Origin of the sequence: Pseudomonas yamanorum, from assembly GCF_900105735.1 — a bacterium.
GTDB lineage: Bacteria > Pseudomonadota > Gammaproteobacteria > Pseudomonadales > Pseudomonadaceae > Aquipseudomonas > Aquipseudomonas yamanorum.
The window spans coordinates 434,628-460,754 of the sequence record NZ_LT629793.1 but is presented as its reverse complement, the minus strand read 5'-3'; the positions used below and the strand labels follow the sequence as shown (position 1 = coordinate 460,754).

The window sequence follows — 26,127 nt, the reverse complement described above, 5'->3', positions numbered from 1 at the left end:
ATGTCGATTCTCGAAGCTTCAGTAGCACCGGTGCAGTTGCGCAATGTGGTGCGCCAGTTCGGCCAGCAGCGGGTCATCGACGGCCTGGACCTGGATATCGCCCCTGGGGAGTTTGTCGCGTTGCTGGGGGCCAGCGGTTCCGGCAAGACCACCTTGCTGCGCAGCCTTGCGGGCCTGGACAGTATCGACAGCGGCCAGTTGCGGGTGCCCAAGGCCCGCGCCGCAGTCTTCCAGGAGCCGCGCCTGATGCCGTGGAAACGTGCCTGGAAAAACGTGATCCTCGGCCTGCGCGTTCCCGACGCCAAGGCCCGCGCTGTGCAGGCGTTGACGGAAGTCGGGTTGGCCCATCGGCTGGAGGCTTACCCGGCGACCCTGTCCGGCGGCGAGGCTCAGCGCGTGGCATTGGCCCGCGGCCTGGTGCGCGAGCCCAAACTGCTGTTGCTTGACGAACCCTTTGCCGCGCTGGATGCGCTGACCCGCATCAAGATGCATCGCCTGATCATCGAACTCTGGCGCAAACACACGCCATCCGTGTTGCTGGTGACCCACGACGTCGACGAAGCGATCCTGCTGGCCGACCGCGTGATCGTGTTGGCAAATGGCAAGATTGCCGAACAGCTGACCATCCACCTGCCCCGTGCACGGGATACCGGCCAGGACGGTTTCCAGGCGATTCGCGCCCGCTTGCTCAGCCTGCTGGGGGTGGAAGTGGACGCCCCGGCCACGCAGGCTGCAAATGCCAATGTACGGCGGTTCGCCCATGGTTGAGCTGAGGACGGTAGGGCTGTTGGTGGTGGCGCTTTTGCTGGGCGGCTGCGACAAAGCCGCTGAAGCCCCGAAGTCCGCCTCGGACCTGTCCGGCGTGACCTTGATCCTGGGTGACCAGGCCAAAGGCTTGCGCACCGTGGTGGAAGCCGCCCACACCCTGGATGGCATCGACTACAAGGTCCAGTGGGCCAACTTCCAGGGTGCCGCGCCGTTGTTCGAAGCCTTGCGCGCCGGCGCTGTGGACCTGGGCCCGGCCGGGGATACGCCAGTGCTGGCGGCCGCCACCGGAGGCACACCGTTGCGTATCGTCGCCGTACGCCGCAGCCAGGCGCGAAGCATCGCGATCCTGGTGCCGCCCGATTCACCGATCCACAGTGTGGCCGACCTGAAAGGACGCAATGTGGTGGTGTCGTCCGCCCGTGGCAGCATTTCCCAATACCTGCTGATCCGCGCCCTGGCGAATGCCGGCGTGGATGAAAAGGACGTCAACGTCGGCTTCGTCCTGCCCACTGATGCGCTGCCTGCGTTCAACGCCGGCAAGATCGAAGCCTGGGCCACCTTTGGGGTGTACCAGGCGTTCGCCGAACAGCAGGGCGCACGGGTGCTGATCAGCGGAGAGGGCATCAATACCGGCCTGACCTTTATTACCGCCTCCGATGAGGTGCTCACCGACCCACTCAAGCGCCAGGCGCTGCGTGATGTTTTGCAGCGGTTCGCCAAGGCTTTTGAGTGGGCGCAACAGAACCCCGAGGAATACGCGCGGGTGTTTGCCAAGGTCAACGATATCCCGCTGCCGGTTTCACAATTGCTGCGCGCATGGGGCGATGAGTCGCTGCTGCCGGTAGAGGAGCGGGATGTGCAGGCGTTGCAGCAGGTGGATGATCTGTTTGTGCAGAAGAAGATTTTTCCCCATCGGGTAGAGGTGCTGAAATTGATGGACCCCGAGGTGTTTTCGCCGCAAGCGTTGGCCGCTTCGCCCTGAAGTCGTTGTGTTTTGCCCGGGTCTGAGGTCTCATTGGGTCCGGGAAAACTGGCGTGTAAGGAACAGCACTTGATACGGGAAGAACTGGCGCAATATGGCGGGATCACCGTCATGATTCCGGCCGCAGTGGTAATCGCCGTCTGGCTCTGGTACTCCCGGCCCCAGGCGGTCAAGTGGTGGCTGATGACAATTGCCTGCACCTATTCCATCGTCGCGTTCAGCAAGCTGTTGTTCAAGGGTTGGGGCGTGTCGCTCCAACACCTTGATATTGCCGTGCTCAGCGGTCACGCCATGAATACGTCGTTGATGGTCCCTGTGGCGATAAGCCTGGTGGCGCGCCGCATCAACCCCGATTGGCGCTGGCCGGCGGCGGTCTGTGGGCTGTTGATCACCGCCTGGTTCAGCGCTTTTTGCGTCGCCCCCTATATTCACCCGCTCAACGAGGCGCTGGCCGGTGGCTTCTTGGGTGGGATGGCGGCGATCGCTTTTCTATGGCGACTGGAAGTGGTTGAGGTACGGGTTTCCCCATCCTTGATCGGCGGGGGAATGGTGATTCTGTTGCTGAGTGCGATGGTGCCCAAGTACAACGCCGAGAAACTGCTCAACCATGTCGCCGTGGCGGTTTCAGGGGCCGATCAGGCCCATCAGGAGCCTTCCTGGCGGGCCTCTTCCATGCCGATGAACGCCGAGTAAGTGGCCAGGTCCAGGGCCAGGTTACTCTCCACCAGCAGCTCCAGCAGTACCGTCTGGCAATTGAAGCGCCGGGCATCGCCACGGCGCTGAGCGCGCTTCATTTGCTTGAACAGCGTATCGGTGATGTCCTGCGGCGAGTTGTCCCGCAAGCGATCCAGCCAGTGGGACAGCACCTGGGTGTTGCGCGCGTATTGCTCCGCCGGCAGCTGTTCGTTGGGCGCCAGGCCCACGAATCCTTCAAACGCGTTCGTCAGCCTTTTCAAGGCGTAGGCCCGTTTCAGATCCTCATAAATGCTCATGGCCGCTCCTCGGTGCAGGAGATATTGGCCAGTAACTCGGCGGTCTTTATTTGCATCAGGTGGCTGTCGCCGCGACTTTCCACGCACAGGCAAATGGACAGGGGATTGCTCACCTGCAACTTGAAGCGCCAGTCGGCAAAGACCATTGAAAGCCCGCTACAGGATTCATCGCTGTCCAGTGAGTTGCTGGCGTATAACACCTGCATGCGTTCTACAACAGTGGTTGAACTATTAACCTTGACGTGGATGTTCCCCGAAGAAGGAAACAGGCCGATACGCTCTACCAATAGCTTTGAACTTTTCATGGCCGTCCCTCGCTGTTTATTCACGTATTACTTTATTCTGAAGATGCGAAAAAGTAAGGGGATGTTATTTTTAGTCTGCTAATAAGCGGGATGTTATTTTTGGTCGGCTTAAGGCAATTATCAGCAAGTTGTCCGGACTCGGCTGATTTCTGCCAAAGGCACGTTGATGCGCTGTTCCCGTTGCAGGAAGTTCATCAGCAATATCACACGTTCTTCTCCGTCCATGGCCAGGAAGACGGCCTCAAGTTCGGCAAACGGCCCCTCATTGATGCGCACGCTTTCGCCCGGCTGCAACAGGGTTGCCACAACGCCCTGGTGGTCTCGCTCCTGTAGCTCATCCACCAGCGCGTCGCTGATGGGCAGCGGATGTGCGCCGAATGCCACGACCCGCGACACCCCGCGAGTCGAGCGCAGGGAGCTCCAGCTGTCCTGCAGGCTCATTTGAATAAACAGATAACCGGGAAACAGCGATTCCCGCGTGGTCCTGCGCTGGCCCTTCAACAGCCGTTCGCGTTTATAGGTAGACCGAAAACAGGTATAGCCCTGGCGCTGAAGATGTTCCTCGGCGCGCTCGTCCTGCCGGGATTTGCACTGGACCAGGTACCAGGCTTTATTGGCATTTGCGCTCATGAAACTTCCTCTGTCTATATATAGCGAAACTCGGTAGTTAGGTAATTTAAAGCCGGTGGAGGCTGCAAAGGCATGAATGTTATAAATCGTCGGGTTGGTGCGGGTGTTGTTATTTTTCGTCCGGAGATAGTTTTGGGTGAAGTGGGGGTTCCATGGTAATAAATACTGCCGTGAAGTTATGAAGTTGATGTTAGCGCTTCATGGGGTAATGGATGGCCCGGGGAATAGTGCTTTGTTTAAAAGAGTGTTGATTGTCTGTATTGGCAATATTTGCCGTAGTCCCACCGCAGAAAGCCTTTTGCGTGGCGCACTCAGTCGCTGCGATATCAAGGTCAGCTCTGCCGGTATTGCCGCACTGGTCGGCAAACCGATTGAAAGCACCGCGCGTGCGTTACTTGAGGCCCATGGTCATCCGGCCGTTGAGCGCCAGGCCATCCAGCTGGAGCCACAGGCGATCAGTGAAGCCGACCTGATCCTGGTGATGGAGCGACAGCACATCAGCGCCGTACTCAGCATGGCGCCCGAGGCACGGGGCAAGGTCTTGCTGCTGGGTAAATGGCAAAACGAGCGAGAGATCAGCGACCCCTACCGGCAAGGGAAAGCTGCTTTTGTGCACGCTTATGCGTTGATCGAAGAAGCCGTAAACGCATGGGCGCAACGTCTCGCACGCTGATCGCCATGACTTTTTGAATCGAAATAAAGGCTAAGAATCCGACTTATGCAGCAAGCGCCAGCAGTCACCGTACGGGAAGACGATAACGAGGAGATTGATCTCCTCGGTCTGTTTGGAACATTGATCGACCACAAATGGTTGATCGCCGCGGTTACCGGCGCCTTTATGCTCACAGGCGCCGCGTATGCGGTGTTGGCGACCCCGGTCTATCAGGCGAATGCCCTGTTGCAGGTCGAAGCGAAAAAGAACGACTTGCTGGGCTTTTCGGACATCGGCGGCATGCTCGGCAAAGAGTCGCCTTCGGCCACCGAGATCGAGTTGATCCAGTCGCGGTATGTGATTGGCAAAACCGTCGACAACCTGAAACTCGATATCGTCGTACAGCCGATGTACTTCCCGGTGGTCGGTGAGTTCCTCGCGCGCCGCTTCCAGAAGACTAACCCCGGTGCAATCGCCGAGCCCTTGCTGGGGCTGGACAGCTTCGCCTGGGGCGGCGAGTCGCTGAAGATCTTCAAGCTGGACCTGCCCGACGGGCAGCTGGGCAAGAAGCTGACCCTGACCGTGGGTGAAAACGCGCATTTCACCTTGGTGGATGAAGATGACCAAGTGCTGGCGGCCGGCGAAGCTGGGCAACTGATCGAGCAAAATGGCGTTGCCTTCCAGATTGAGGAACTGCGCGCCAAACCCGGCACGCGTTTCCGGGTGATCCGCAATGCGCGCCTGACCAGCATCCTCGACTACCAGGAAAACCTGGACGTGGTCGAGCGTGGGAAAGAGTCGGGCATGATCGGCCTGGCGCTGGAAAGCACCGACCCGGACCAGGCGATCAAAATCCTTAATCAGATCGCGGCCATTTACGTGCGGCAAAACGTGGAGCGCACCTCGGCTGAGGCGGCGCAAAGCCTGGCGTTCCTCAAGGAGCAACTGCCAGAGGTCAAGAAGGACCTGGAAAAAGCCGGGAAGGCCTTGAATGAATACCAGACCCGCAGCAAGTCGGTGGACATCACCCTGGAAACCAAGGCGATTCTCGACCAGATCGTGGGGCTCGACACCAGCATCTCCGAGCTCAAGTTGCAGCAGGCCGAGATGGACCGCAAGTTCACCCGCCAACATCCCGCGTATCGCGCATTGCTGACCCAGATCGGCGAGTTGACCAGCAAGCAGCAAAGCCTGGCGAGCCGGGTAGAAGGCCTGCCCTCGACCCAGCAGGAGCTGTTGAGCCTGACCCGGGATGTCGAGGTCGGCACGGCCATCTATACCCAACTGCTGAACAAGTCCCAGGAACTGGATGTGATGCGCGCAGGGACCGTGGGCAACGTGCGCCTGATCGACACCGCAGACGTCAATTACTTCAAGCCGATCAAACCGAAAAAGATCCTGATCGTGCTGATCGCGACGCTCTTGGGCGGCTTCCTGGCGGTGGCGCTGGTGCTGTTGCGCAAGGCGCTGAATCGCGGCCTGGAAAGCCCGGAAGCCATCGAGCAGCTCGGGTTGCCGGTGTATGCGTCGATTCCATACAGTCCGTTGCAAAAGGTTGAAGAAGACAAAATCACCCGCGGCCGTGGACGTACCGATGCCGGCTCTTCATTGCTGGCCATCAGTCACCCCACGGACCTGGCGGTGGAGGCCTTGCGCAGTTTGCGCACCAGCCTGCACTTCGCGATGCTCGAGGCACCCAATAACCGCATCATGATCTCCGGGCCCAGTCCCGAGGTGGGCAAGACCTTCGTTTCGGTCAACCTGGCGGCGGTCATTGCGCAAACCGGGCAGCGTGTCTTGTTGATTGATGTGGATATGCGCCGCGGCTACCTGCACAAGGTGCTGGGTGTGCCGGCCAAGGATGGGCTTTCCGACGTCCTCTCCAACCAATGCACCCTTGAAACCGCGATCCACAAAACCGGCATTGAAAACCTCGACATCATCAGCCGCGGGCAGATACCGCCCAATCCTTCCGAGCTGCTGATGCATCGCAACCTGACCGAATTGTTGTCGCAAGTCAGCGAACGCTATGACCTGGTGATTCTGGATACGCCGCCGTTATTGGCCGTGACCGACGCGGCGATTGTGGGAAGGCAGTCGGGGACCAACCTGATCGTCACGCGCTATGGCTTGAACCCGGCCAAAGAGATCGAACATACCATTCGCCGGTTTGCCCAGAACGGCATCGTGCTCAGGGGCGCGATCTTCAACGGGGTTGAAAAGAAAGCCTCGGCCAAATATGGCTACGGCAACTACGGGTATTACCAGTACGAGTACCAGGCTGATCGGAGCTGATTCACCACTGTAATTGCAGGATAGCGGTCACGTTCTCAGGAAATGAACGAAAAATCCTGGGGCGGTAGCGTGCCAAATTCAAATCAGCATAAAGAATACCCAGCCATGTTTTACCTGTTATCCCTTATCGCGCTGTCAGCGGGTTTGCTCGCGGCGAAAAATCCAAAATACTCAATTGTAGTGTTTGGGATAATGCTGGCTGTTATTCCCACGGGTAACTCCTACAGCGAAATAATCTCGCTCAAAGGCATCTACTTCTTTGACTTTTACATCGTCGGTGGGCTGGGTGCGCTGCTGGTCAGGCAGGTGGTTTCTCAGAAGAATCAACTGACAGTTCCAGGCGGCCTGCTGTTTGGCTGTGGACTGTATGTGGTGTTACTGGCGTGCGGTCTGCTGGAGTCTTCGAACAAGTATCTGTTGAAGGATGTCCGGCCTTTCATAATGATCCTGTCATTTATCGTGCTCTCGAACATCGCGACCCTTGCCGCGAAAACCCTGAAGCTGCAAACGGTGCTTATACTACTGATCGCGATGACGGCATTCAATGTGCTGGATATCGCGTGGTTGCGGTTGGGCTTGTACAAATTTCAAGACGTTTACTATGAAGAAAACGCCTACCGGTATCTGGATGGCGGTACGTACGCCGCCGTGGCCTATCTGATTTATTACTTCATCGACCCACGGCTGTTTGAACAGCGAAAGAAGCTCGCAAGAATTTGTCTGGCGACTTCATTCATCTGTCTGTTTATCGCCAATTCGCGCTTCATCTTCGTGTCGGTGTTTGCGGCGATCATCATTCACCAATATACAAAGCCGGCCCGCATGATCGGGGTCGCCCTGGCCGGGGCGGTTGTGCTGATGGCGTTTATCGGCGTCAGCAACATGATCGGCGCTGACCGAATCAATGACGGTTTGTCGTCCGAGGGCATGGCCGCTCAACTGGGCACTCGTTTCAGCCCCGCGCTGGAACTGATCCGGGGCATGAATCCGCTGCATTACTTTGTCGGATTGGGCGCGGGAACGCCGTTCGAAATTCCCTGGTTTGAATACCGTGGTCTCGATGACAAGAACTCGAATATCGACAGTGCCTACTTAACCTACTTCGTTAAGTACGGGCTGATCGGCTTGTACCTGTTGTACGTGTTCATTACCTCGATTACCCAGCACATGCATAGCCGGGTAGCGGTCTCGATTGCTGTGTTTTTGGGCGTGATGTTCGTTGTGTCGGCCACGCCTTATCAGCCGTACGCCATCGGTATCGCTTATGGCGCCATCGTTCTGCGCGTCTGTGCTGAGCACACGGCCAGGCAACGCAAGAAGCTGCTTAAGCCGGACCTGCCGCTGATAACCATGCCTTTACAGGTGAAAGCCGGATGAACAGCACAGTGTTGAAAAAATTCGTTTCCAGTACGGCCTGGAGCTTCATCTCCGCCGTCGCCACCAAAGTCTCGGTGGTGATCACCGGCATCCTGGTGGCCCGGGTATTGGGCGCTCAATCCTTTGGTGAATACGGCTTGATCCAAAGCGCGATTGTGATGCTTGCCAACGTCGCCGCCCAAGCCACCACCACGGCAACGGCCAAGCATATCGGGCAGTTCAAGGAGAGCAGCCCCGAGAAAACCGGCCGGGGTATCGCCCTGACGCTGACATTTTCGGTGTTTTTCAGTGCGATGATCATCGGGACAGCGCTGTTTTTCCCGCACTTCTTCTCCAGCGTTATTTTGGGCGCAGACAGCCTGAGTGCGGCGTCGCTGATTGTATTGAGCACCATCACGTTAATTATTCTGTCGGGGTGGACCCAAGGCTGCCTGACCGGGTGGGGGCAATACCGGTCGATTGCGACGATCAACGGAATCATCGCGCTGGTCGCGATCCCGGCGACGTACTTCCTCACGGTCAAGTTCAGACTCAACGGCGCGCTGCTGGGGTTGGCCGGTTCCCAATTGCTGATCGTGTTTTTCAGCGCACTGGCTTGCTGGAAAATACTCAAGGCTCGGAACACCACGCTGAGCTTCACAGGTGCAATGACTGAAAAGCATGCCGTGCTGTCGGTGGGCCTGCCGGTATTACTGACGGGGTTGATGGTCGCCCCGATGAACTGGTTCGCGAACAAGTTATTGGCGGAAACCACCAACGGCCTTGCCGCGTTGGGCATGTACGCCGCTGCCATGCAATGGAACGCGATCTTTTCACATGTTTCGGTGGTGTTGGGCTCCGTACTGGTGCCGATGCTGGCTGCAGCGCTGGGTGGTAAAAACCGCAAACTGGACGCCCTGAACTTTCTCTCGGGCTGGTTAGTAGTACTGGTGATCATACAGCCGGTGATCATGTTTCCTGAGTTGCTGGCCAAACTCTACGGGAGCAGTTTCCTCGGGCGGGATTTTGAAGTGACGTTGGTGCTGGTAATCCTCGGATCTTTGCTCAGTGCATTCAAGTCCGGCATCTCAAGAAAGATGATCGTGATGAACCTGGCCTGGTTCAGCGTCATGAGCAATATTCTATGGGGCCTGCTGTTTATCGCCGGCGCGTTATGGCTCAGGGAGGAGGGCGCAATCGGGATTGCCAAGGCCTTTATTGGTTCGCAGTTCATCCACTTTCTGTTAGGGCTGCCTTATTTTGTTTATAAGAAAATACTGCCTTTGGAACTGCTTATATCTCCCAGGATTTTGATCCTCTGGACATTGCCTTTTATCAGTTTCATATCCAGCGCCTACGTTGAAAGTGTGCTGTATCGATTGATGATTATGGCGACGATATTTATCTACATTCTCGCAACAACATTTGCTTTGAATGCCGTGTTTAATGACCCCGTGGAAAATGGAAGCCCAGCATGAATGTCAGTAAAGTTTATATCCGGGGTGCATACGGTCCCGGTAACTTGGGTGATGACGTATTAATGCTATGCGTGATCAATATTCTGAAAAAACGCTTTAAAGAGTCGGATATTGCGGTGGGTGTCGATCATCCGCAGATCGCCAGGAACTTTAATCCGCGCATCAAGTGGTTGCATATCAAGGAACCGGTCAAGGCTGACCTGGTGGTGTTGGGCGGTGGCGGCCAGTTCTTCTCGTTCATCCCGCCGGCCAAGGAAGTCACCGCTCCTACCGGTCGATTGGCGAAGGCCTATAAGAGCATCAAGGCTCAAACCGACCTGAAGTCCACGCTGTTACGCCTGTATGTCGGGCTGCGTGGCGGTGTCGACAAGATCTATTTCCACCGGCGTCTGGCGGCGTTCTGTATCGGGCTGGGCCCGTTTGATGGCGGCGGCAAGTTGCTGACCCGCGCCGTCAACGTGATCAATCGCTGTGACTACATTTCCGTGCGGGATGGCACCAGCCAGCAGCATTGCAATACCTTTGGAAAGAAAGACGTGGAGGTGTACACCGACCCCAGCCTGCTTTCCGATCTGTGGATCTCCAGCAAAGACCTGGAAATCGGCAGCCTCAAGAAGGGCAAATACCTGTCCTTTATCCTGCGCGACTGGCCCCACGATGCAAACGGGCAACAGTTCATCAAGGCGATGGTCCAGGCCGCTGATGAGTTGGCCAAACGTGGCGAGCAGGTGCGCCTGGTCTCGCTCTACAAAGAGCGTGACCAGCACCTGATCGACAAGTACGACACCTTCGAGTGGTTGTGCTGGGACGCCGCCGGCGATACCCCTGAAACCTTCATGGCGAAGCTGATTGTTGAGTCCGACGTGATCATCAGCGCACGGGCCCACGGCGTACTCCTGCCGGCTTCCCTGGGTTTCCCGACCATCGCCGTTGAAATCGAAAACAAGCTGAAAAAAGTCCATGAAATGCTGCCGCACGGCACGAAGCTGGTCAGCGTCCCGGACCCCGACGTGATCATCACGACCATCAGCGAATTCCGCCAATCGAAAGCGCAAATGGCCGAGCACCTCAAGCAAGAAATCGCCCAGCGATCTTCCCTTGCGCAAAGAGCCGTCGACGACTTTTTGAAATGGGTCGATGAAAAATAAAGTGGAGGGGCAACCGACGTGAAAAAGACAGCCTCGACGCTACTCACTTTGGCGTTTTCTCTGCAGGTGGCCGCGAGCGGCGCATCGGAGGTCAGCGACCGCTGCGAGCAACGCATCAAGAACATCTATCCGTCACTTCCGGATGTGTCGCAGGTGCTCGACGGTACTCAGGCGCAGAACAGCATCAAGGGCCGCGCCAATTTAACCAACAAAACCTACAGCCAGAGAATCAAGGACATCGCCGTGCATTTTCCTGCCGGCTCGTACGACCCGGGCTCGATGGTTCGGCTCGGATTGCCCTACGGCGGAATCGAATTCAAATCCCCGCTCCCGCAACCGGGCAGGGAGTGTCTGGTGCTGACGTACGAGTTGAAGTTCGACCAAAATTTCAATTTTGTAAAAGGCGGCAAGCTCCCCGGCCTCTACGGCGGCACCGGCAATACCGGCGGGAAAATACCCAACGGGCATGACGGCTTTTCCACGCGCTACATCTGGAAAGAGAAGGGCGCCGGTGCGATCTATGCCTATTTGCCCACCAGTAAAACCTGGGGCACGGCAGTCGGCCTGGGTTCCTGGATTTTTACGGTCGGGCAGTGGCACCGCTTGGAGCAACTGGTGAAGTTGAATACGCCGGGGCAGGCCGATGGCGTGATTTCCATCTGGTACGACAAAAAGCTGGTGCACTCCGAAACCGGACTGACGTTTAGAGACACCCCAGACATCACCATCGATGGCCTGCTGTTTTCTACGTTCTTTGGTGGGAATAACCCGTCGTTCGCCACGCCGGTCAGCACCAATATTCGCTTCAGGAATTTTGTGATGAGCTCCCAGCGCGTGACTGATGCACCAGGGCAGGGTGACTAAGTGAAAAACCTGAAACTGAATATCAAGAAAGCCTCAGTTGCGCTGTTTAATTCGCTGCTCAGCCTGGCGTTGTTTTTCAACCTGAGGCGTTCACTGCTCAGGCTGACCGGATGCCAGGTGGGCGCGAAAACCACGGTTCACCGCAAGGTGGTTTTTTTCACCTTCGGCAACTTCTCCATCGGGAAAAACTGCACGGTCAATTACGACTGCTACCTGGACAACCGGGCCGGTATCCAGATTGGGGACAACGTCAATATTTCCCACAACGCCCGGATTTATACCCTGGGTCACGATATTGATGACCCGATGAGTTGTCTGGTGGGCAAACCCGTAGTGATCGAAGACAACGCATGGATCTTTCCCAATGTGATGGTGATGCCAGGCGTCACCATCGGAAAAGGCGCCGTGGTTTATCCAGGCAGTGTGGTCACGCGCAACGTTGAAGCGTACTCAATTGTGGGCGGCAACCCGGCCAAACATCTTCGCTTCAGGAATAAAAATATTCTGTACAGCGCCGACTTTCCGATTTGGTTTGCCGTGTAAGCACCTCACTGGCTCCACTTTTATTTATGCAGGATTCTGACGTGAAATCATTAATGATCGCATGGATTGGCTATCAACGACGCGCCGATACCATGAAGCAATATTGGGCCTATGACATTCTGCACTTGCCCAACCAGTTCAAGAAGAAATCGGCGCGTCCACTGGACTACTTGATCAAGTCGTTTAAAACCATCAAGACGCTATTGGCCGGTTCGCCGGAAGTGCTGTGGGTGCAGTTGCCGCCGAGCCCGGTATTGCATATAGCACTGGCCTACAAGTTTATATTTAACCGGCGCTTGAAGATTATCGCTGATGCCCACAACAGCTTGTTGCGCAAACAGTGGATAGGTTTTCCGGGCACTGTATCCCTGTTGAATAGAATCGACGCAGTGGTCGTGCATAACTTTAAAGTCAAAGAGGAACTGGCAGGCCTTGGCGTCAAGGAAACCAATATCTTTATCCTGGAAGACTTGCCGTGTGACTTCCCGGCGGCGCCCGCCACCGAGCGCGAGAGGCCCTATGTGCTGTTTCCGTGCTCCTTTGATATCGATGAGCCCATCGAGGTCGTGATCAACGCCGCCCGGGAAATGCCGGATGTCGACTTCCTGATCACCGGAAAGCATCAGGGCAAGCTGTCTGAAGAACTCGTGGCGTCCCTTCCCGCGAACATCAAGCTGACCGGTTTCCTCAGCAAAGCGACGTTCGAACAGTTGCTGTGCAACGCGAATGTGGTGCTCGGCCTGACCACCCGCGACAACGTGCAGTTGAGCGTGGCCAACGAAGCGGTCAGCGCCGGCCGGCCGATGGCGCTCTCGAATACCACGGTACTGCGCTCGCTGTTTTCCGAAGCCGCAGTGTTCGTAGACACCCTGAATCCGCTGTCGATAAAGGCCGGCGTCGCGCAGCTCATCGCCAATCAAGAAATCTATAAAGAGAAATCAGCCTTGCTCAAAGCCAAGCGAATAGCCCGCTGGAAAGGCCAGGCACAACAGTTAAGAACTGCCGCCACTATTTAATGATGTCTATTACACCTGACAGGAAGGGAACCGTCATGAGTCAATCAAGTGATGTTTTATTGATTTGTTCTGGAGGTGGGCACTGGGTGCAAATGAGCAAGTTGCTGCCGGCCTTCGACGGTCAGAAAGTTACCATTGCCACCGTTGATATCAGCATTGGCTCGCAGTATCCCGCCCACGCCTTTGCGCAAGTCCCGGACTTTAATCGCAGTGAGCCGATGAAGATCATCAAGGGCTTTTGCCAGATCTTTGCGATCGTCTACCGCAGCAAGGCCAGGTACGTGATCTCCACCGGCGCCGCGCCGGGGTTGCTGGGATTGGTCGCGGGAAAACTCATGGGGAAAAAGACCCTGTGGATCGACAGTATCGCCAACCCCAAGAAACTTTCGTTGTCCGGCCGCATCGCTGTTTATTTTGTGGATGAGTTGCTGACCCAGTGGCCTACGCTTTCGCAAAACAGCCGGGCCCAATATAAAGGGAGGATTGTGTAAATGATATTTTGCAGCGTTGGCACTCAAGCACCCTTTGAACGGATGCTCGGCTACTTGCATGAGTGGAGTCATGCAAACCCTGAGGTCCCGATTGTCGCCCAAGTGGGCAATCAGGAAAATGACCTGGGCCGCATTACGGCGCACAAGACCATTGCCGAGCCGCTGTTTTCCAAGAACTTTAATGCGTCAAAAGTGATTGTTTCCCATGCGGGCATGGGCAATATCATTCGCTCCCTTGAACTGGGAAAGCCCATCGTTATCGTCCCGCGAGACAGCCGACGGGGTGAACACATCAATAATCACCAGTACGACACCGCCGAGAACTTTTCAGATATTCCGTCGGTGTTTATCGCCCACGATAAAGACGGCTTCTTTTCGGCGATTGATTCGGCACTTAACTACAGCAGCTCGGAAAGTTTATTGGACTTTACCGAAAGAGACCGTTTGATCAGTTATGTAAAGTCATTCACGTCTTAATTTTCGGTCGATTGTCGACACGCTTCCATTACGTTTAATCATCGAGTAATCGCTATGATCCCAGTGATATTGTCTGGCGGCTCAGGCACGCGCCTGTGGCCGCTTTCTAGAGCACTTAAGCCAAAGCAGTTTATAGCGCTGCACGGTGACTTGAGTTTGTTTCAAGCCACGTTGGACCGCATCAAGAACCTCTCGATAGAGGGCGAGAACGTCAGCCCACCGATCATTGTGTGCAACGAAGAACACCGTTTCATCGTGGCCGAGCAAAGTCGATCGCTGGACTTGATACCCCAGAAAATCCTTCTTGAACCCACGGCCCGGAATACCGCTCCGGCGATTGCCGCCGCGACGTTGTCAGCCCTGCAAGGCGGCGATGACCCGATCCTGCTGGTGTTGGCGGCAGACCATGTGATCGGCGATACCGGCGCCTTTAATGCGGCCTTGACGCTGGCCGCGGTGGAGGTCAACAAGGGCAAGATCGTTACCTTCGGCGTGGTGCCTACCAAGCCGGAGACTGGCTACGGCTATATCCGCACTCAAGCCGCTGCCCTCGATGGCGCGGCGCATGTCGAGGCCTTTGTCGAAAAGCCCGACCTTGAGACCGCACAAAGCTACCTGGTCCAAGGCAACTACTTCTGGAACAGCGGCATGTTCATGTTCCGCGCTTCCGTGATGAAGGCTGAGCTGGAGCGCTTGAGCCCGGAGATCATGGTGGCCGCGGAGCTGTCCCTCTCCAATGCGACGCACGACCAGGATTTCACCCGGCTCAACCAGGTGGATTTCGTGAACGCGCCCAACGTGTCGATTGACTACGCGGTGATGGAAAAAACCGACATCGCGTCGGTGGTCATCCTCAACTCCCCGTGGAGCGATCTGGGTGCCTGGGACTCGGTCTGGGAAGCGGGCCTCAAGGACCAGAACCAGAACTGCACCCAGGGCGACGTGCTGCTGCAAGACGTGACCAACAGTTATGTGCACGCCAGCCACCGCCTGGTCACCGTTGCCGGGATCAATGATGTGGTGGTGGTCGAGACCGCCGACGCGATCTTGGTGACCACCAAGGATCATGCGCAAGACGTCAAGAAAATCGTCGCGCAGCTCACTGAAAAGCACCGGATCGAGAGCGCCAGTCACCGCGAAGTCTACCGGCCGTGGGGCAAATATGACTCGGTGGACCAGGGTTATCGCTACCAGGTGAAGCGGATCACGGTTAAGCCGGGGCACAAGCTGTCGGTGCAGCTCCACCACCATCGGGCTGAGCACTGGATCGTGGTGTCCGGCACCGCGAATGTGCAGATCGCCGACAAGCAGGTGCTGCTCACCGAAAACCAATCCACCTACATTCCCATTGGCGTTGTGCACTCCCTGGAAAACCCGGGACGCATCCCGCTGGAGCTGATTGAAGTCCAGTCCGGCTCCTACTTGGGCGAAGACGACATCATCCGCTTTGAAGACCGCTATGGCCGCCTCGAGCTTGTTTAAAGGACTATTGAAATGAACGTAACTGTATTTGGAATCGGCTATGTGGGCCTGGTGCAAGCGGCGGTGCTGGCTGATGCGGGGCATGAAGTCTGCTGTGTCGACATTGACGCCAGCAAAGTCGAGAACCTCAAGAGCGGGATCATCCCGATCTATGAGCCCGGGCTGAGTGCGCTGGTGCAGAAGAACCATGATGCCGGGCGCTTGCAGTTCACCACTGACGCGGCGCAAGGCGTGCGGCATGGTGAGGTGCAATTCATCGCCGTGGGCACGCCGCCGGATGACGATGGCAGCGCTGACATCAAGTACGTGCTCTCCGTTGCCGCGACCATCGCGCTCAACATGACCGAGCCGAAGATTATCGTGAACAAGTCCACGGTACCGGTGGGGACCGCGGATAAAGTCCAGGCGAAGGTGTCCGAGGTGTTGGCGTCCCGGGGGCTTGAGGTGGCGTTTCAGGTGATCTCGAACCCCGAGTTCCTGAAGGAAGGTTCGGCAGTTGCTGACTGTACTCGCCCTGACCGAATCATCATCGGCAGTGACAGCAGCTACGCCGTGGAGCGCATGCGGGAACTGTATGAACCGTTCAACCGCAACCACGAAAAAATCATCACGATGGACATCCGCAGTGCCGAGCTGACCAAGTACGCGGCCAACTGCCTGCTGGCCACCAAGATTTCCTTCATGAATGAAATGGCCAACTTCGCCGAACGATTGGGCGCAGACATTGAAGCCGTTCGTAAAGGCATTGGCTCTGACCCACGGATTGGCTACGACTTTATCTATCCCGGCTGCGGTTATGGCGGCTCGTGTTTCCCGAAAGATGTACAGGCCCTGGAGCGCACCGCGTCGTCGATCGGCTATCAGGCAACGCTGCTGTCGGCCGTCGAGGAAGTCAACAAGCGCCAGAAGCAGCACCTGTTCGGGCATATCCACCATCACTTCGGCGGGCAACTGGAGGGCAAGACCTTTGCGATCTGGGGCCTGGCCTTCAAACCCAATACCGACGACATGCGCGAAGCCTCCAGCCGCGTATTGATCGAACAATTGCGCAGTGTGGGCGCCAGGGTTCAAGCCTTCGACCCGGAAGCAATGGCCGAAACCCAGCGCATTTACGGCATGAACGAAGACCTGCTGCTCATGGGGACCAAGGAAGCCGCGCTGCAAGGTGCCGATGCGTTGGTGATTGTGACGGAGTGGCGTGAGTTCAAAGCCCCGGACCTGGACTTGATTAAAGAAAAACTGAGCACGCCTGTGATCTTTGATGGCCGCAATATATTTGATCCGCAGCGGATGAAAGCCAATGGTTTTGACTATTACGGTATTGGTCGCGGGTTATCAGTACGGCCAGTCGTTTAAACCTGACGATTATTAACATGGGTGGTTTGAGCTATCCACAAGTGAGATGATTTCGAGGAGGCTAAGTACGTGATCCAGCAGGATCTTTGTACAGTTTGCATAGCCTGTTTATCTCCGTTCCATCACTACTCCCTTATTGCAAAGTTTGATAAGGGGTAAATATCGAGAAGGAGTCTGATATGAGGAAATTACTGTTGGCCGGCTTGCTGGCTTTCACAAGTACTGCGGCACTGGCGGCGGGTGAAGTCGCCGGCGCTGCGGTGAGCGAGGCCGCCGGCGCAGGTGAGTCCCTGTCGTTGAGCACCCCGCTCGTGGGCGGCGTGACGCTCGGTGAAGGGGTTGGGGTCGGCACGGCGGTTGTCGGCGCTGCAGCAGCCGCTTCCAACTCGGGTGGCAGTTCCAATGGCGGTACTGCCGGCACCGGCGGTACAACCGGTACAGGCGGCACTACCGGTACCAACTAATCCCTCGTAAACCCTGTTGTACAAGATCACTCAGAACTTTCTGGGTGATCTTTTTTAGACTCGTCCTCGACTAGCGTAGTGCCATTATGATTTCTAGGTTACCTGTTCTTTTGCTGGCAAGTATCAGCTTGCACGGCTGCATGTTTTCGCCTGGTCAACACATGGACACCAGTCAAATGTCCAGTGAGGGCTCTCCCGAAAGTACCCGGGTGGAGTTGATTCCGATCACGCCTAAATTAATCGCCATGGATGCCGCCACGCACGTTCGTGAATCGGTACCTGCTGAATTGCTGGCGTATGTTCCGGGTGGCTATCGGGTAGGCGCCAACGACCTGTTGTTTATCACGGTCTGGGATCACCCCGAGTTGACGGCACCGTCCGGGCCGCAACAGCAGATCGATGCCAACGGCCGCTTGGTGCGTCCGGACGGTACGCTGTTTTATCCGTATATCGGCAACGTTCCGGTGGCCGGTAAAACCATCGAAGAATTACGCGCCTTTATCGCCGGGCGACTGTCGCAGTTTATTGAAAGCCCTCAGGTCGACGTCAGCGTCCTGCGGTTTGCCAGCCAGACCGTGGTGGTGACCGGTGCGGTGATCAAAGCCGGCCAACAGCCAATCACTACCACGCCCTTGAGTGCCGTTGAAGCCATTGGCGCCGCCGGCATCGACCCGACAAATGCCGACCTGTCGGGCCTGACACTCACCCGCGACGGGCGTGAATACAGGCTTGACCTGGACAGCCTGAATCGCCAGGGCTCGCAACTGCAGGGCATTTACCTCAAGGGCGGCGACCGGCTGTATTTGCCCTATAACGACCAAAAACGTGTGTACCTCATGGGCGAAGTCAATCAGCCCCGGGCCCTGAGTTTCAAGGGCAAGTCGATCAACCTGACCGATGCCCTGGGCACGGTGGGTGGCTTGAACCAGACCACCTCCAATGGCAACGCCGTCTACGTGATTCGTGGCGCGGACAACCTTGAAGCAGAACCCGCCAAGGTGTTCCAGCTCGATGCCCAATCACCGTCCGCGCTGGTGTTGGCCACCCGATTCGACTTGCAGCCCCAAGACATCGTGTACGTCGGGCCAGCTGGCGTGACGCGCTGGAACCGCCTGATCAGCCAACTGCTGCCAACCGCCAGTGCCGTCGGGATCGGTGCCCGATCGTTTAATGACCTCAGCGAAGCCAACAGCAGATAAGGCTCAAGCCCTCCGTGAAAATTTTGCCTACCTGCGCCTGTCTGTCGATGGCGCTCTTGTTGAGCGGGTGTAACCCGTTGATGAGGGCGTCCTGGTACACCCTCGAAACCTCCGTCAGCGGCCCGGCCCCCATCAACGTGACCCGTGCCCAGGTCGACGCCGTGCCGTACCCGCAGATCCTGGTCACCACCGCTGTCAGTGAGGGGGTGATGGCCAGGGCACGGCGCCGGGGCGACCTGGAGTTCTGGGTCGCTTCCGGCAAGCAAGTGGTGATGATGCGTGACGGCCTGGTGGTACGCACCGTCGGCCTGGGCGTTTCCCTGGACGGCACTCGCTTCAGTGGCGAGTCACCGTTCAAGCGCGGCCTCCAGCATCTGCCCGATGGCTACACCAGCACACGCTGGATCGACCTCTACGACGGCAACCGAATCGGCGTCGCGGTCAACAGCCGTTTCAGCACCCGCGACGTCGAGACCCTCCGCATTCTGGACAAGGATCATGCCTTGCTGCGCATCGACGAGCAGGTGGATGTTCCCACCTTGGATTTCCGCGCCACCAACCATTATTGGGTCGACCCGCAGGATGGTTTCATCCTGCGCAGCGAGCAGCATCTGACGCCCCGGTTGTCCCTGAAAATCCTACAGCTACGCCCTGATCGGGAGGCTGCCCGGTGAAGTCTCTGAATCTTATATGGCTGGGCCTGTTGTTGATCGGCCCCGGTACGAGCCAGGCAGCCGTCACGGTCAGTGGCGATGCACGCAGCCCTGGCGCCTATGAGGTCAAACCGGGGGCGCGCTTGCTGGACGTGATTCGCGTGGCGCAACCGAATGCCGAAAGCTACTGGTTGGGTGCCGCGTGGCTGCACCAGTCGTTGATGGAGTCGCAGGCGCGTTTGAAGGCCGGGGTTTTGTTCGATTTGAAACTGCTGCAACGGGGAGCCTTGCTGGACGACCGGCCCACCCGAGCGCAGTTGAGTGCGCGTCTGTATCGGCAGGTCCAGCAGTTGCCGGTCACTGGCCGCCAGGTGGCGGTGCTGGACCCGATCGCCGTGGAGGCAGGGTTCGCGCGCAACGCGTTGCTCGATGACGGTGACCAACTTGTTTACCCCGAAAGGCCGTCCACCGTGGAAGTGCTCGGGGCCGTCGCGCAGCCCTGTGAGGTGCCGTACCGCGCCATGCAAGAGGTCGGGGATTATGTTCGCGACTGCACCGTCCTCGACGACGCCGAGCGCGATGACCTGTGGCTGATCCAGCCCGACGGCCAGGTGCGACGGGTGGGCGTGGCGGCGTGGAATCGGGAGGACGGCATCGTGGCTGCTCCCGGGAGCCGGATCCTGGTGCCGGTGCGCAGCGATGACCTTGAGACGCCGACCCCTGATCTCAACCAACAACTGGCCGAGTTTTTTGCCACTCAACCGTTGGCTGAGGTGAACCCTTGAATTTACGTTTTGCTGCTGTATTGCTTTTGCCCTGCGGACTGGTTCACGGAGAACCCCGTTACACCCAAAATGATTTCGGCGGCGTGGGTCTACTCCAGACCCCCACCGCACGCATGGCCCCGGCGGGCGAGTTGAGCGCCAACGCCAACCGCACCGATCCCTACTCGCGCTACAGCTTTTCCTTGCAGCCGTTCGACTGGCTGGAAGGCTCGTTTCGTTACACCGCCATCAGCAACCGCAGGTACGGCGCCGAGGCGTTGAGCGGAAGCCAGAGCTTCAAAGACAAGGCCATCGACTTCAAGGCGCGGCTTTGGGAAGAAAGCCACTGGGCACCCCAACTGGCCTTCGGCGCCCGGGACATCGGTGGTACCGGGTTGTTTTCCAGCGAATACTTCGTCGCCAACAAGCGTTATGGCAACCTGGACTTCAGCCTCGGCATCGCCTGGGGCTACCTGGGAAATCGAGGCGATTTCGGTAACCCGCTGTCGGTGCTCGGCAGCAAGTTCAACGACCGGCCGAAGAGTACTGCGGTCGTCGCCAGGGCAGGGGATGTGAACTCCAACGCCTACTTCAGGGGGCGTCCTTCGTTGTTTGGCGGAATCGCCTATCAAACGCCCTGGGAACCCCTGAGCGTGAAGCTCGAATACGAGGGCAACGACTACAAGCACGAGCCGTTGGACAACCCGATCAAACAGGATTCGCCGGTGAATATCGGCGTGGTCTACAAGCTGGCCGACAGCGTCGATCTGAGCGCGGCCTGGGAGCGCGGTAATACCGCGATGTTCGGTATCACCCTGCACACCAACTTTGTCAGCCGCAAGGCACCGGTGAAGACCTACGATCCTCCCGCCGAACCGTTGCCGGCGCGCATGCCGACGACCCCGGCCGACCAGGTTGACTGGGCCAACGTATCCGATCGTTTGCAGCAGAATGCCGGCTACAAAGTGGAGCGCATTACCCAGCGCGGTTCCGAGCTGATGGTGTATGGCGAGCAACAACGCTACTTCTATTCAGCCAAGGCCGTGGGGCGCGCCAGTCGGATTCTCGACAACAGCGTCAATCAGGATATCGATTGGTTCACCCTGGTGAACAAGCGGTACGACATGCCTATCGAAGAGACCAGCGTGCCCCGTGACACCTTCCGCGCTGTGGTCAACAACGACCAGCCGTTGAAGGACCTGCACCGTACCACCGAGGTCAACCCGGCGATTGCCCACCGGGAAACCACGCTCTACACCGGCACCCGCCAGCCGTTCAACTACGGGCTCGGCCTGGGGTACAAACAGAACATCGGCGGCCCCGACGGGTTGCTCTATCAGTTCACCGCCGACGCCGATGCGGAATACCGTTTCACCCGCAACACCTGGTGGAGCGGCTTGCTCAGCGCCAACTTGCTGAACAACTACGACAAGTTCACCTACGACGCGCCAAGCGGGTTGCCGCGGGTGCGCACCGATCTGCGCCAGTACATGACGACGTCCGATGTGACGATGCCGACGTTCCAGTTCAACCATGCGGCGCGGCTGGATCGTGACCTGTATGGCATGGTCTACGGCGGTTACCTGGAGTCGATGTACGCCGGGGTGGGCGGCGAGATGTTGTTCCGGCCGGCGGGCAAACACTGGTCGGTGGGTGCGGACCTGAACTTCGTGCGCCAGCGTGATTTCAACCAGGGGTTCGGCCTGCGGGATTACCAGACCATCACCGGGCATGTCACCAGCTACACGCAGCTGCCGTATGACACCTTGGCCGCCGTCAGTGTGGGGCGTTACCTGGCGCGGGACTGGGGCACCACGCTCGACATCTCGCGGCAGTTCAAGAACGGTGTGAAATTTGGTGGCTGGGTCACGCTGACCACGGCCTCGAAGGAAGAATACGGCGAGGGCAGCTTCGACAAGGGCATCTACATTTCCGTCCCGTTCGACGAGCTGATGAGCACTTCGACCATGCGTCGCGCCAACGTCGTATGGGCACCCCTGACCCGGGATGGCGGCGCACGCCTGAACCGCGGATACTCACTGCAAACCATGACCGATGGGCGTGACAGCGAGCTGTTCTACAACAACTTCGAGAAGATCACTGAGTAATGTAGCGGCGTCTGCCGACAAGGTGACTCACTGCCCGGTGCTCATGCGCCGGGCGGTGAGCAAACCGCAACAGTAAAGCGCCAGGTGCAATGCCGGCGCGCGACTTTTCCCTGATATTCCTCTCTGATTTCAATACGACTGGCTTGGGCCTGGATGCCCAGGCGTTGCTGTGGGCGGTAGCTTTGCGTGGGGCGGGGAAGATGAGGGGGAGGGGCCGATAGCGCCCCTAAGGGCGCCTGGTGCCCCGCGCCGCCGGTGGGGCGGCGCGGGGGAAGGGAGGGCTTAGTAAATGTCTTTGGAGAGCAGGGTAAATGGCGTCTTGAACAGGATTTTGATGTCCAGCCACAGCGACCAGTTGTTGATATAGCGCAGGTCGATATCGACCCGTTGCTGCATCTTCTCCAGGGTCTCGGTTTCGCCCCGGCAGCCGTTGACTTGCGCCAGGCCGGTGATGCCGGGCTTGATGCGATGCCGCGCCATGTAAGCGCGAATCTTGCCCGAGTAATAGTCATTGTGGGCCACGGCATGGGGGCGTGGTCCCACCAGTGCCATGTGCCCTTGCAGCACGTTGAACAGCTGCGGCAGCTCGTCGATGGAGGTACGGCGGATAAAACGCCCCACGGGGGTTATGCGTGAGTCGTTGCGGCTGGCCTGGCGCACTTCCTGGTCGTCATGCACGCGCATCGAGCGAAATTTCCAGACCTTGATCACCTCACCATTCCAGCCGTGACGGTCCTGCTTGAAAATCACCGGGCCGGGGGAGGTGAGCTTGATCAGCAGGGCGAACAGCAACAACAAAGGGCTGAGCAGCACAATCGCCAACAGCGCCAGGCTCTTGTCCAGCAGTGACTTGCTCAGTGCCGCCGTGGGGCGACTGGTCAGCGGGCTCTCATTAAGGAAGATTGCAGGTAGGCCGTCTACCTCGGCCACGCTGTGATTGAGCAGCAGCATGTTGTTGAGGTCGGGCACCCAAATCACGTCCACGCTGATCTCCAGCAGGTTGAGGTAGAGCGCCTCGATGTGCGTGGCTTCTTGAAGGGAGTGGGTGATGTACAGCCGGCGTATGCCGTGCGCTCGGATCAATGAGGGAAGGTCGGGCAAGTCGCCGAGAATCTGCGGTTGAGTGCTGCCCTGGGGGGACGCGGTGTTGGGGCCGACGAGGCCGACTAAGGGTGAGCGTTTTTGCCTGGCAAGCGTATTGGCCAAGTCCGTCGCTAGTTTGCCCGTGCCAATAATCAGTGATTTCTGGCGCTCGTGAAGTTGCCGATGGTAGTACCTGGACAGACTGTGAATCGGAATGTAGCAGAGTGCTAGTATTGGATAGCTCACTGCTGCCCAGAGTAGCAGGATCTCCAAGGGAAACAGCGAGCTGGCATTACAGGCAATGCCAACCGCCGATAATATGCCCAAGGTCAATAACCAGCCGGTGAATAACCGTCCCAGCCCAACAAAAAAGTCATCTTTTTTGCTATAGACGTCACATAACATGTACGCCGGTATAGAGGCCAGTATTGTAATGGCTGCCAATATCCGGTAGTGGGATTCCAATTGTCCGGTCTTGAACAGTACGAGTGAAAACAAAAGTACAACGACCACACTCAAGGCAATTGCCCACTGCCCCCAAAAGGTCAGACCCTTGGGTGTAAGGTTACGATGCATTCTTCTGTTGTTAAGCATACTTCTGCTCCCTGTGGTATCCACTCACGTACTGGCAGGTTAAAGCGAGGCGTGGTTTTAATGACTATCAAATGGCAGGCGCACGCGTAGGCGTGCGTATTGATAGTAATAAATGGCAGGGAGCAATGGCTGACGACTTATAACGCGGTCATGTTGTTATAAAATGGCAGATATAACGAGGTTTTAATAGGCAGGGTGAATTGTAATTTTTATGAAATAATTATTGTTCGGCGACGTTATTGCGGTTGCTCAACGGGCTTTTTATTTTCTGTGTGAGGCAATAACCGCGATTGCGTACCGCCCGGAACAGGCGCTCGCCATCGTTGACGCGTTTGAACTTGTCCTGCAGCCGGCTAAGGCACATTTCAAGCCCGCGATAGAGGTCGGGTTCGCGCCCGATATTGCGAATAAGTTCTTCCTTGCTCACCACACGTTCTTCATGGTGCAGCATCTTTTTAATCAGCGCCGACTCAATGGTGGTCAACGAAATTCGTAGCCCGCCTTTCACCAGTGCCCGGTCTTGCTGGGTAAGCAGCCAGACATCGGGAGTGCGCAATACGGGTGTTGCATTAACAGTTTCGGTCGGAGTGTTATTAAGGTGCGGGTGTGGAGCGTCTGATTTTAATGCGGTGATGTTCGGGTTTTTTGAGGCGTCGTAAAGTTTTCGGGTCAGGCGATTGCTGGCCTCGTAAAGTCTTTTCGCGGCCACATAGTTGCTGAGCCAGAGATTAAAGTTCTGCTCACTGGTAACGGCATAGGAACTGGTCGAAGCGTCCGATGTTTTTTCTGCCGTTTCGATCAGCGGACCGCTGTCGACGTCGTAATGTAAAAATGCCACATTTGGCGTGAAATCGTACAGTGCGATTGACGGGTACGTCGATGTAAATGTGTGTTTCTTGAGAGAACTCATGGCATTCACCGATTCCAGGAAAGTACGGGGGTTCATAAACTATCAGCAGGGGAGAAGTAGGGGCCCTGAAAATAGTCAAAAGGCAAGCGTCTGGCGAGAAGTGCGCTGTCGGCGTGCTCGACGTTTTCGGCGATGAACGAGACTCGGGAGGTGCTCATCACCCCCAGCATCTGGTCGTAAAGTCGGTCGAACAGGCCCGAACGCGTGTTCAGACTGAGCCTGAGGGCCGAGTCTGGAAAAGGCATTTTTATATAGTCATAAAGACTCAAGTCGATCAGCAGGTCAGCTTTTTTTGTATCGAGTGTGTAATTGTTATAGGCAAGTTTCAGGCTGCTTCGGTCTTTCAGGCTATAGAGTTGGCGGATCATGTTTCGACGCTCCACCGGGCCCGGTAGAGTATCCAGCGTATTTTCGACGCTGACGATGAGTTGTTGTTTGTGTTTTTCCAAGGTGTTGGAAGTGCTGACAATTTCCTTGAGCAGGTCCTCATTAATCAATAATGACTGCTCGATTCGGAGAAACTTATGGAGGCCCGCACTTTTGTCCACACGCAAACGTTTTCCTTGTTGAACGGCCGAACTCGGTCTGGTGTATCGCAGGGCTTCACTGTAGGCGATTTTAAGTTGCTCAGAATAAAAGGCGCACGTATCAGCGGGCAGGTTGTCAAGAACATGCTCGGCATGGACTCGGACCTCGCTGCCCCATAACGCACAACTTCGTTCAAGTATCGCTTGTCGTGAAAATGTAAAGTCGACAGAGTCCGCAAGCAATAGAGTTCCGCTATTCACGGTTCGGCCGCTCCCTGACGGGTTGAATATGATTAACCGAAGCGAGCCCTCTGCTTAGTTTGTAGCCGTAACCCCGGATGCTTTGAATAATATTACTTCCATAGTGCGACTTTATTTTGCCGCGCAAACGGCTAATTGATTTTTCGAGTGCCCTGGAATCATAAAATCGGGCGTTAAGCCCCATGACCACGGCAATTTCATCATGGCTGAGCAATCGATTATGAATGAGCGCTTCAAGTACTTTCATTTCAACGAAGGAGATTTCGAGCTTTTTGCCTCCCCCGTAGATGCACATGCGGTCCTGATCGAGTAGCAAATCAGTATTACTTAGCCAGTACGTCTCGCTGAGGAACGCGGCAAACAGGGCAAGTTTTTTCTCGGGCGAGCTCTCGACCACCTTTATGCAGTAGTCGGCGCCTGCGAGATAATATTTGGTTTTGCTTAGTGTGGTGGCGAAGGTGACAACCAGGAAAATCGTGCTTCCAGGATTTTCCGATCTGGTTTTTTTAATGATGTCCAGCGTTTGAGTGCTGGCGGAGGGGGTGTCGATCTCTATGATGATGGCACGGTAATGTCCATGGCTTTCACAGGGACCAATCAGTTGGCCGTAGGAGCGTGTATCGACTTTTAGATTTTTCGGTACAGTACGAACTATAAGCTCGCTGAAGTCCTCGGATTTCGATGGGGTCCGTGCAATAGCGAGGACGTTGGAAAAATGCATCACGTTGC

General features: G+C 56.8%; 27 protein-coding genes. 20 read left to right on the top strand and 7 right to left on the bottom strand.

Translation table 11 applies throughout. The features are described from left to right. The 3 genes from BLU46_RS02230 (at position 1) to BLU46_RS02220 (ending at position 2,443) form a co-directional block, all read left to right on the top strand. Positions 1 to 768 (top strand): ABC transporter ATP-binding protein, encoded by a 768-nt coding sequence (locus BLU46_RS02230; RefSeq protein WP_093197965.1) that lies wholly within the window; start codon positions 1 to 3, stop codon positions 766 to 768. After that, positions 761 to 1,750 carry an ABC transporter substrate-binding protein gene (locus BLU46_RS02225; protein ID WP_093210082.1) on the top strand — a complete coding sequence of 330 codons (990 nt, stop codon included), beginning with the start codon at positions 761 to 763 and terminating at the stop codon, positions 1,748 to 1,750. The genes BLU46_RS02230 and BLU46_RS02225 overlap by 8 nt, the downstream gene beginning before the upstream one ends. Positions 1,751 to 1,819: 69 nt before the next feature. Then, complete coding sequence (locus tag BLU46_RS02220; RefSeq protein WP_017475049.1) at positions 1,820 to 2,443, top strand: hypothetical protein; 624 nt, start codon at positions 1,820 to 1,822, stop codon at positions 2,441 to 2,443. On the opposite strand, the gene BLU46_RS02215 is transcribed toward BLU46_RS02220, so the two are convergent. The 3 genes from BLU46_RS02215 to rfaH all read right to left on the bottom strand — a co-directional run bounded on the left by BLU46_RS02215 (position 2,395) and on the right by rfaH (position 3,677). Further along, a complete protein-coding gene (locus BLU46_RS02215) occupies positions 2,395 to 2,742 on the bottom strand; it encodes a hypothetical protein (RefSeq protein ID WP_063030996.1) in 348 nt (115 codons plus the stop codon). The genes BLU46_RS02220 and BLU46_RS02215 overlap by 49 nt on opposite strands. Beyond that, a complete protein-coding gene (locus tag BLU46_RS02210; protein WP_226476182.1) occupies positions 2,739 to 3,047 on the bottom strand; it encodes a phosphomannomutase in 309 nt (102 codons plus the stop codon). The genes BLU46_RS02215 and BLU46_RS02210 overlap by 4 nt, the downstream gene beginning before the upstream one ends. 120 nt (positions 3,048 to 3,167) lie before the next feature. Further along, positions 3,168 to 3,677, bottom strand: coding sequence for a transcription/translation regulatory transformer protein RfaH (rfaH, locus tag BLU46_RS02205; RefSeq protein ID WP_063030994.1), 510 nt, complete (start codon positions 3,675 to 3,677; stop codon positions 3,168 to 3,170). Positions 3,678 to 3,909: 232 nt separating this feature from the next. Between rfaH and BLU46_RS02200 the strand changes: the two genes are divergently transcribed. The 17 genes from BLU46_RS02200 (at position 3,910) to BLU46_RS02120 (ending at position 22,023) form a co-directional block, all read left to right on the top strand. Further along, a complete protein-coding gene (locus BLU46_RS02200; RefSeq protein WP_172834574.1) occupies positions 3,910 to 4,350 on the top strand; it encodes a low molecular weight protein-tyrosine-phosphatase in 441 nt (146 codons plus the stop codon). A 45-nt stretch (positions 4,351 to 4,395) separates the two neighbouring features. Further along, positions 4,396 to 6,624, top strand: a complete 2,229-nt coding sequence (locus tag BLU46_RS02195; protein ID WP_063030990.1) for a polysaccharide biosynthesis tyrosine autokinase — start codon at positions 4,396 to 4,398, stop codon at positions 6,622 to 6,624. 105 nt (positions 6,625 to 6,729) lie between these two features. Then, positions 6,730 to 8,001 (top strand): DUF6369 family protein, encoded by a 1,272-nt coding sequence (locus BLU46_RS02190; RefSeq protein WP_093197956.1) that lies wholly within the window; start codon positions 6,730 to 6,732, stop codon positions 7,999 to 8,001. After that, a complete protein-coding gene (locus BLU46_RS02185; RefSeq protein WP_093197952.1) occupies positions 7,998 to 9,458 on the top strand; it encodes an oligosaccharide flippase family protein in 1,461 nt (486 codons plus the stop codon). Before BLU46_RS02190 ends, BLU46_RS02185 begins: the two co-directional genes overlap by 4 nt. Further along, on the top strand, positions 9,455 to 10,606 hold the full coding sequence (locus BLU46_RS02180) for a polysaccharide pyruvyl transferase family protein (RefSeq protein ID WP_093197946.1): 1,152 nt from the start codon (positions 9,455 to 9,457) through the stop codon (positions 10,604 to 10,606). The genes BLU46_RS02185 and BLU46_RS02180 overlap by 4 nt, the downstream gene beginning before the upstream one ends. 18 nt (positions 10,607 to 10,624) lie before the next feature. After that, a complete protein-coding gene (locus BLU46_RS02175) occupies positions 10,625 to 11,470 on the top strand; it encodes a polysaccharide lyase (protein WP_231988861.1) in 846 nt (281 codons plus the stop codon). Further along, a complete protein-coding gene (locus tag BLU46_RS02170) occupies positions 11,471 to 12,013 on the top strand; it encodes an acyltransferase (RefSeq protein WP_093197937.1) in 543 nt (180 codons plus the stop codon). It abuts the gene before it with no gap. Between the two features lie 53 nt (positions 12,014 to 12,066). Continuing rightward, entirely contained in the window at positions 12,067 to 13,029 is a 963-nt protein-coding gene (locus BLU46_RS02165; RefSeq protein WP_093197933.1) for a glycosyltransferase family protein, read from the top strand. 92 nt (positions 13,030 to 13,121) lie between these two features. Beyond that, positions 13,122 to 13,520 (top strand): glycosyltransferase family protein, encoded by a 399-nt coding sequence (locus BLU46_RS02160; RefSeq protein ID WP_017475061.1) that lies wholly within the window; start codon positions 13,122 to 13,124, stop codon positions 13,518 to 13,520. After that, entirely contained in the window at positions 13,521 to 13,997 is a 477-nt protein-coding gene (locus BLU46_RS02155; RefSeq protein ID WP_093197929.1) for a glycosyltransferase, read from the top strand. Positions 13,998 to 14,051: 54 nt separating this feature from the next. Further along, positions 14,052 to 15,479, top strand: coding sequence for a mannose-1-phosphate guanylyltransferase/mannose-6-phosphate isomerase (locus BLU46_RS02150; protein ID WP_093197926.1), 1,428 nt, complete (start codon positions 14,052 to 14,054; stop codon positions 15,477 to 15,479). A gap of 12 nt (positions 15,480 to 15,491) precedes the next feature. Next, positions 15,492 to 16,835, top strand: coding sequence for a UDP-glucose dehydrogenase family protein (locus tag BLU46_RS02145; RefSeq protein ID WP_093197923.1), 1,344 nt, complete (start codon positions 15,492 to 15,494; stop codon positions 16,833 to 16,835). 179 nt (positions 16,836 to 17,014) lie between these two features. Next, positions 17,015 to 17,299: a hypothetical protein gene (locus BLU46_RS02140; protein WP_063030974.1), complete on the top strand. Its 285-nt coding sequence runs from the start codon at positions 17,015 to 17,017 to the stop codon at positions 17,297 to 17,299. Positions 17,300 to 17,385: 86 nt separating this feature from the next. After that, positions 17,386 to 18,498, top strand: a complete 1,113-nt coding sequence (locus BLU46_RS02135; RefSeq protein WP_157721257.1) for a polysaccharide export protein — start codon at positions 17,386 to 17,388, stop codon at positions 18,496 to 18,498. 14 nt (positions 18,499 to 18,512) lie between these two features. Beyond that, the gene (locus BLU46_RS02130; protein WP_063030969.1) at positions 18,513 to 19,172 is read left to right on the top strand and encodes a YjbF family lipoprotein; all 660 of its coding nucleotides are present in this window, start codon (positions 18,513 to 18,515) and stop codon (positions 19,170 to 19,172) included. Beyond that, positions 19,169 to 19,936, top strand: coding sequence for a capsule biosynthesis GfcC family protein (locus tag BLU46_RS02125; RefSeq protein ID WP_093197915.1), 768 nt, complete (start codon positions 19,169 to 19,171; stop codon positions 19,934 to 19,936). The genes BLU46_RS02130 and BLU46_RS02125 overlap by 4 nt, the downstream gene beginning before the upstream one ends. Beyond that, on the top strand, positions 19,933 to 22,023 hold the full coding sequence (locus tag BLU46_RS02120) for a YjbH domain-containing protein (protein ID WP_093197912.1): 2,091 nt from the start codon (positions 19,933 to 19,935) through the stop codon (positions 22,021 to 22,023). Before BLU46_RS02125 ends, BLU46_RS02120 begins: the two co-directional genes overlap by 4 nt. 282 nt (positions 22,024 to 22,305) lie before the next feature. On the opposite strand, the gene BLU46_RS02115 is transcribed toward BLU46_RS02120, so the two are convergent. The 4 genes from BLU46_RS02115 to BLU46_RS02100 form a co-directional block, all read right to left on the bottom strand. Then, a complete protein-coding gene (locus tag BLU46_RS02115; RefSeq protein WP_063030963.1) occupies positions 22,306 to 23,700 on the bottom strand; it encodes an undecaprenyl-phosphate glucose phosphotransferase in 1,395 nt (464 codons plus the stop codon). 220 nt (positions 23,701 to 23,920) lie between these two features. Then, on the bottom strand, positions 23,921 to 24,610 hold the full coding sequence (locus tag BLU46_RS02110) for a winged helix-turn-helix domain-containing protein (protein WP_093197908.1): 690 nt from the start codon (positions 24,608 to 24,610) through the stop codon (positions 23,921 to 23,923). Positions 24,611 to 24,642: 32 nt separating this feature from the next. Continuing rightward, the gene (locus BLU46_RS02105; protein WP_093197904.1) at positions 24,643 to 25,398 is read right to left on the bottom strand and encodes an EAL domain-containing protein; all 756 of its coding nucleotides are present in this window, start codon (positions 25,396 to 25,398) and stop codon (positions 24,643 to 24,645) included. Further along, positions 25,391 to 26,119: a winged helix-turn-helix domain-containing protein gene (locus BLU46_RS02100; protein WP_017475074.1), complete on the bottom strand. Its 729-nt coding sequence runs from the start codon at positions 26,117 to 26,119 to the stop codon at positions 25,391 to 25,393. Before BLU46_RS02100 ends, BLU46_RS02105 begins: the two co-directional genes overlap by 8 nt. Positions 26,120 to 26,127: the final 8 nt, after the last annotated feature.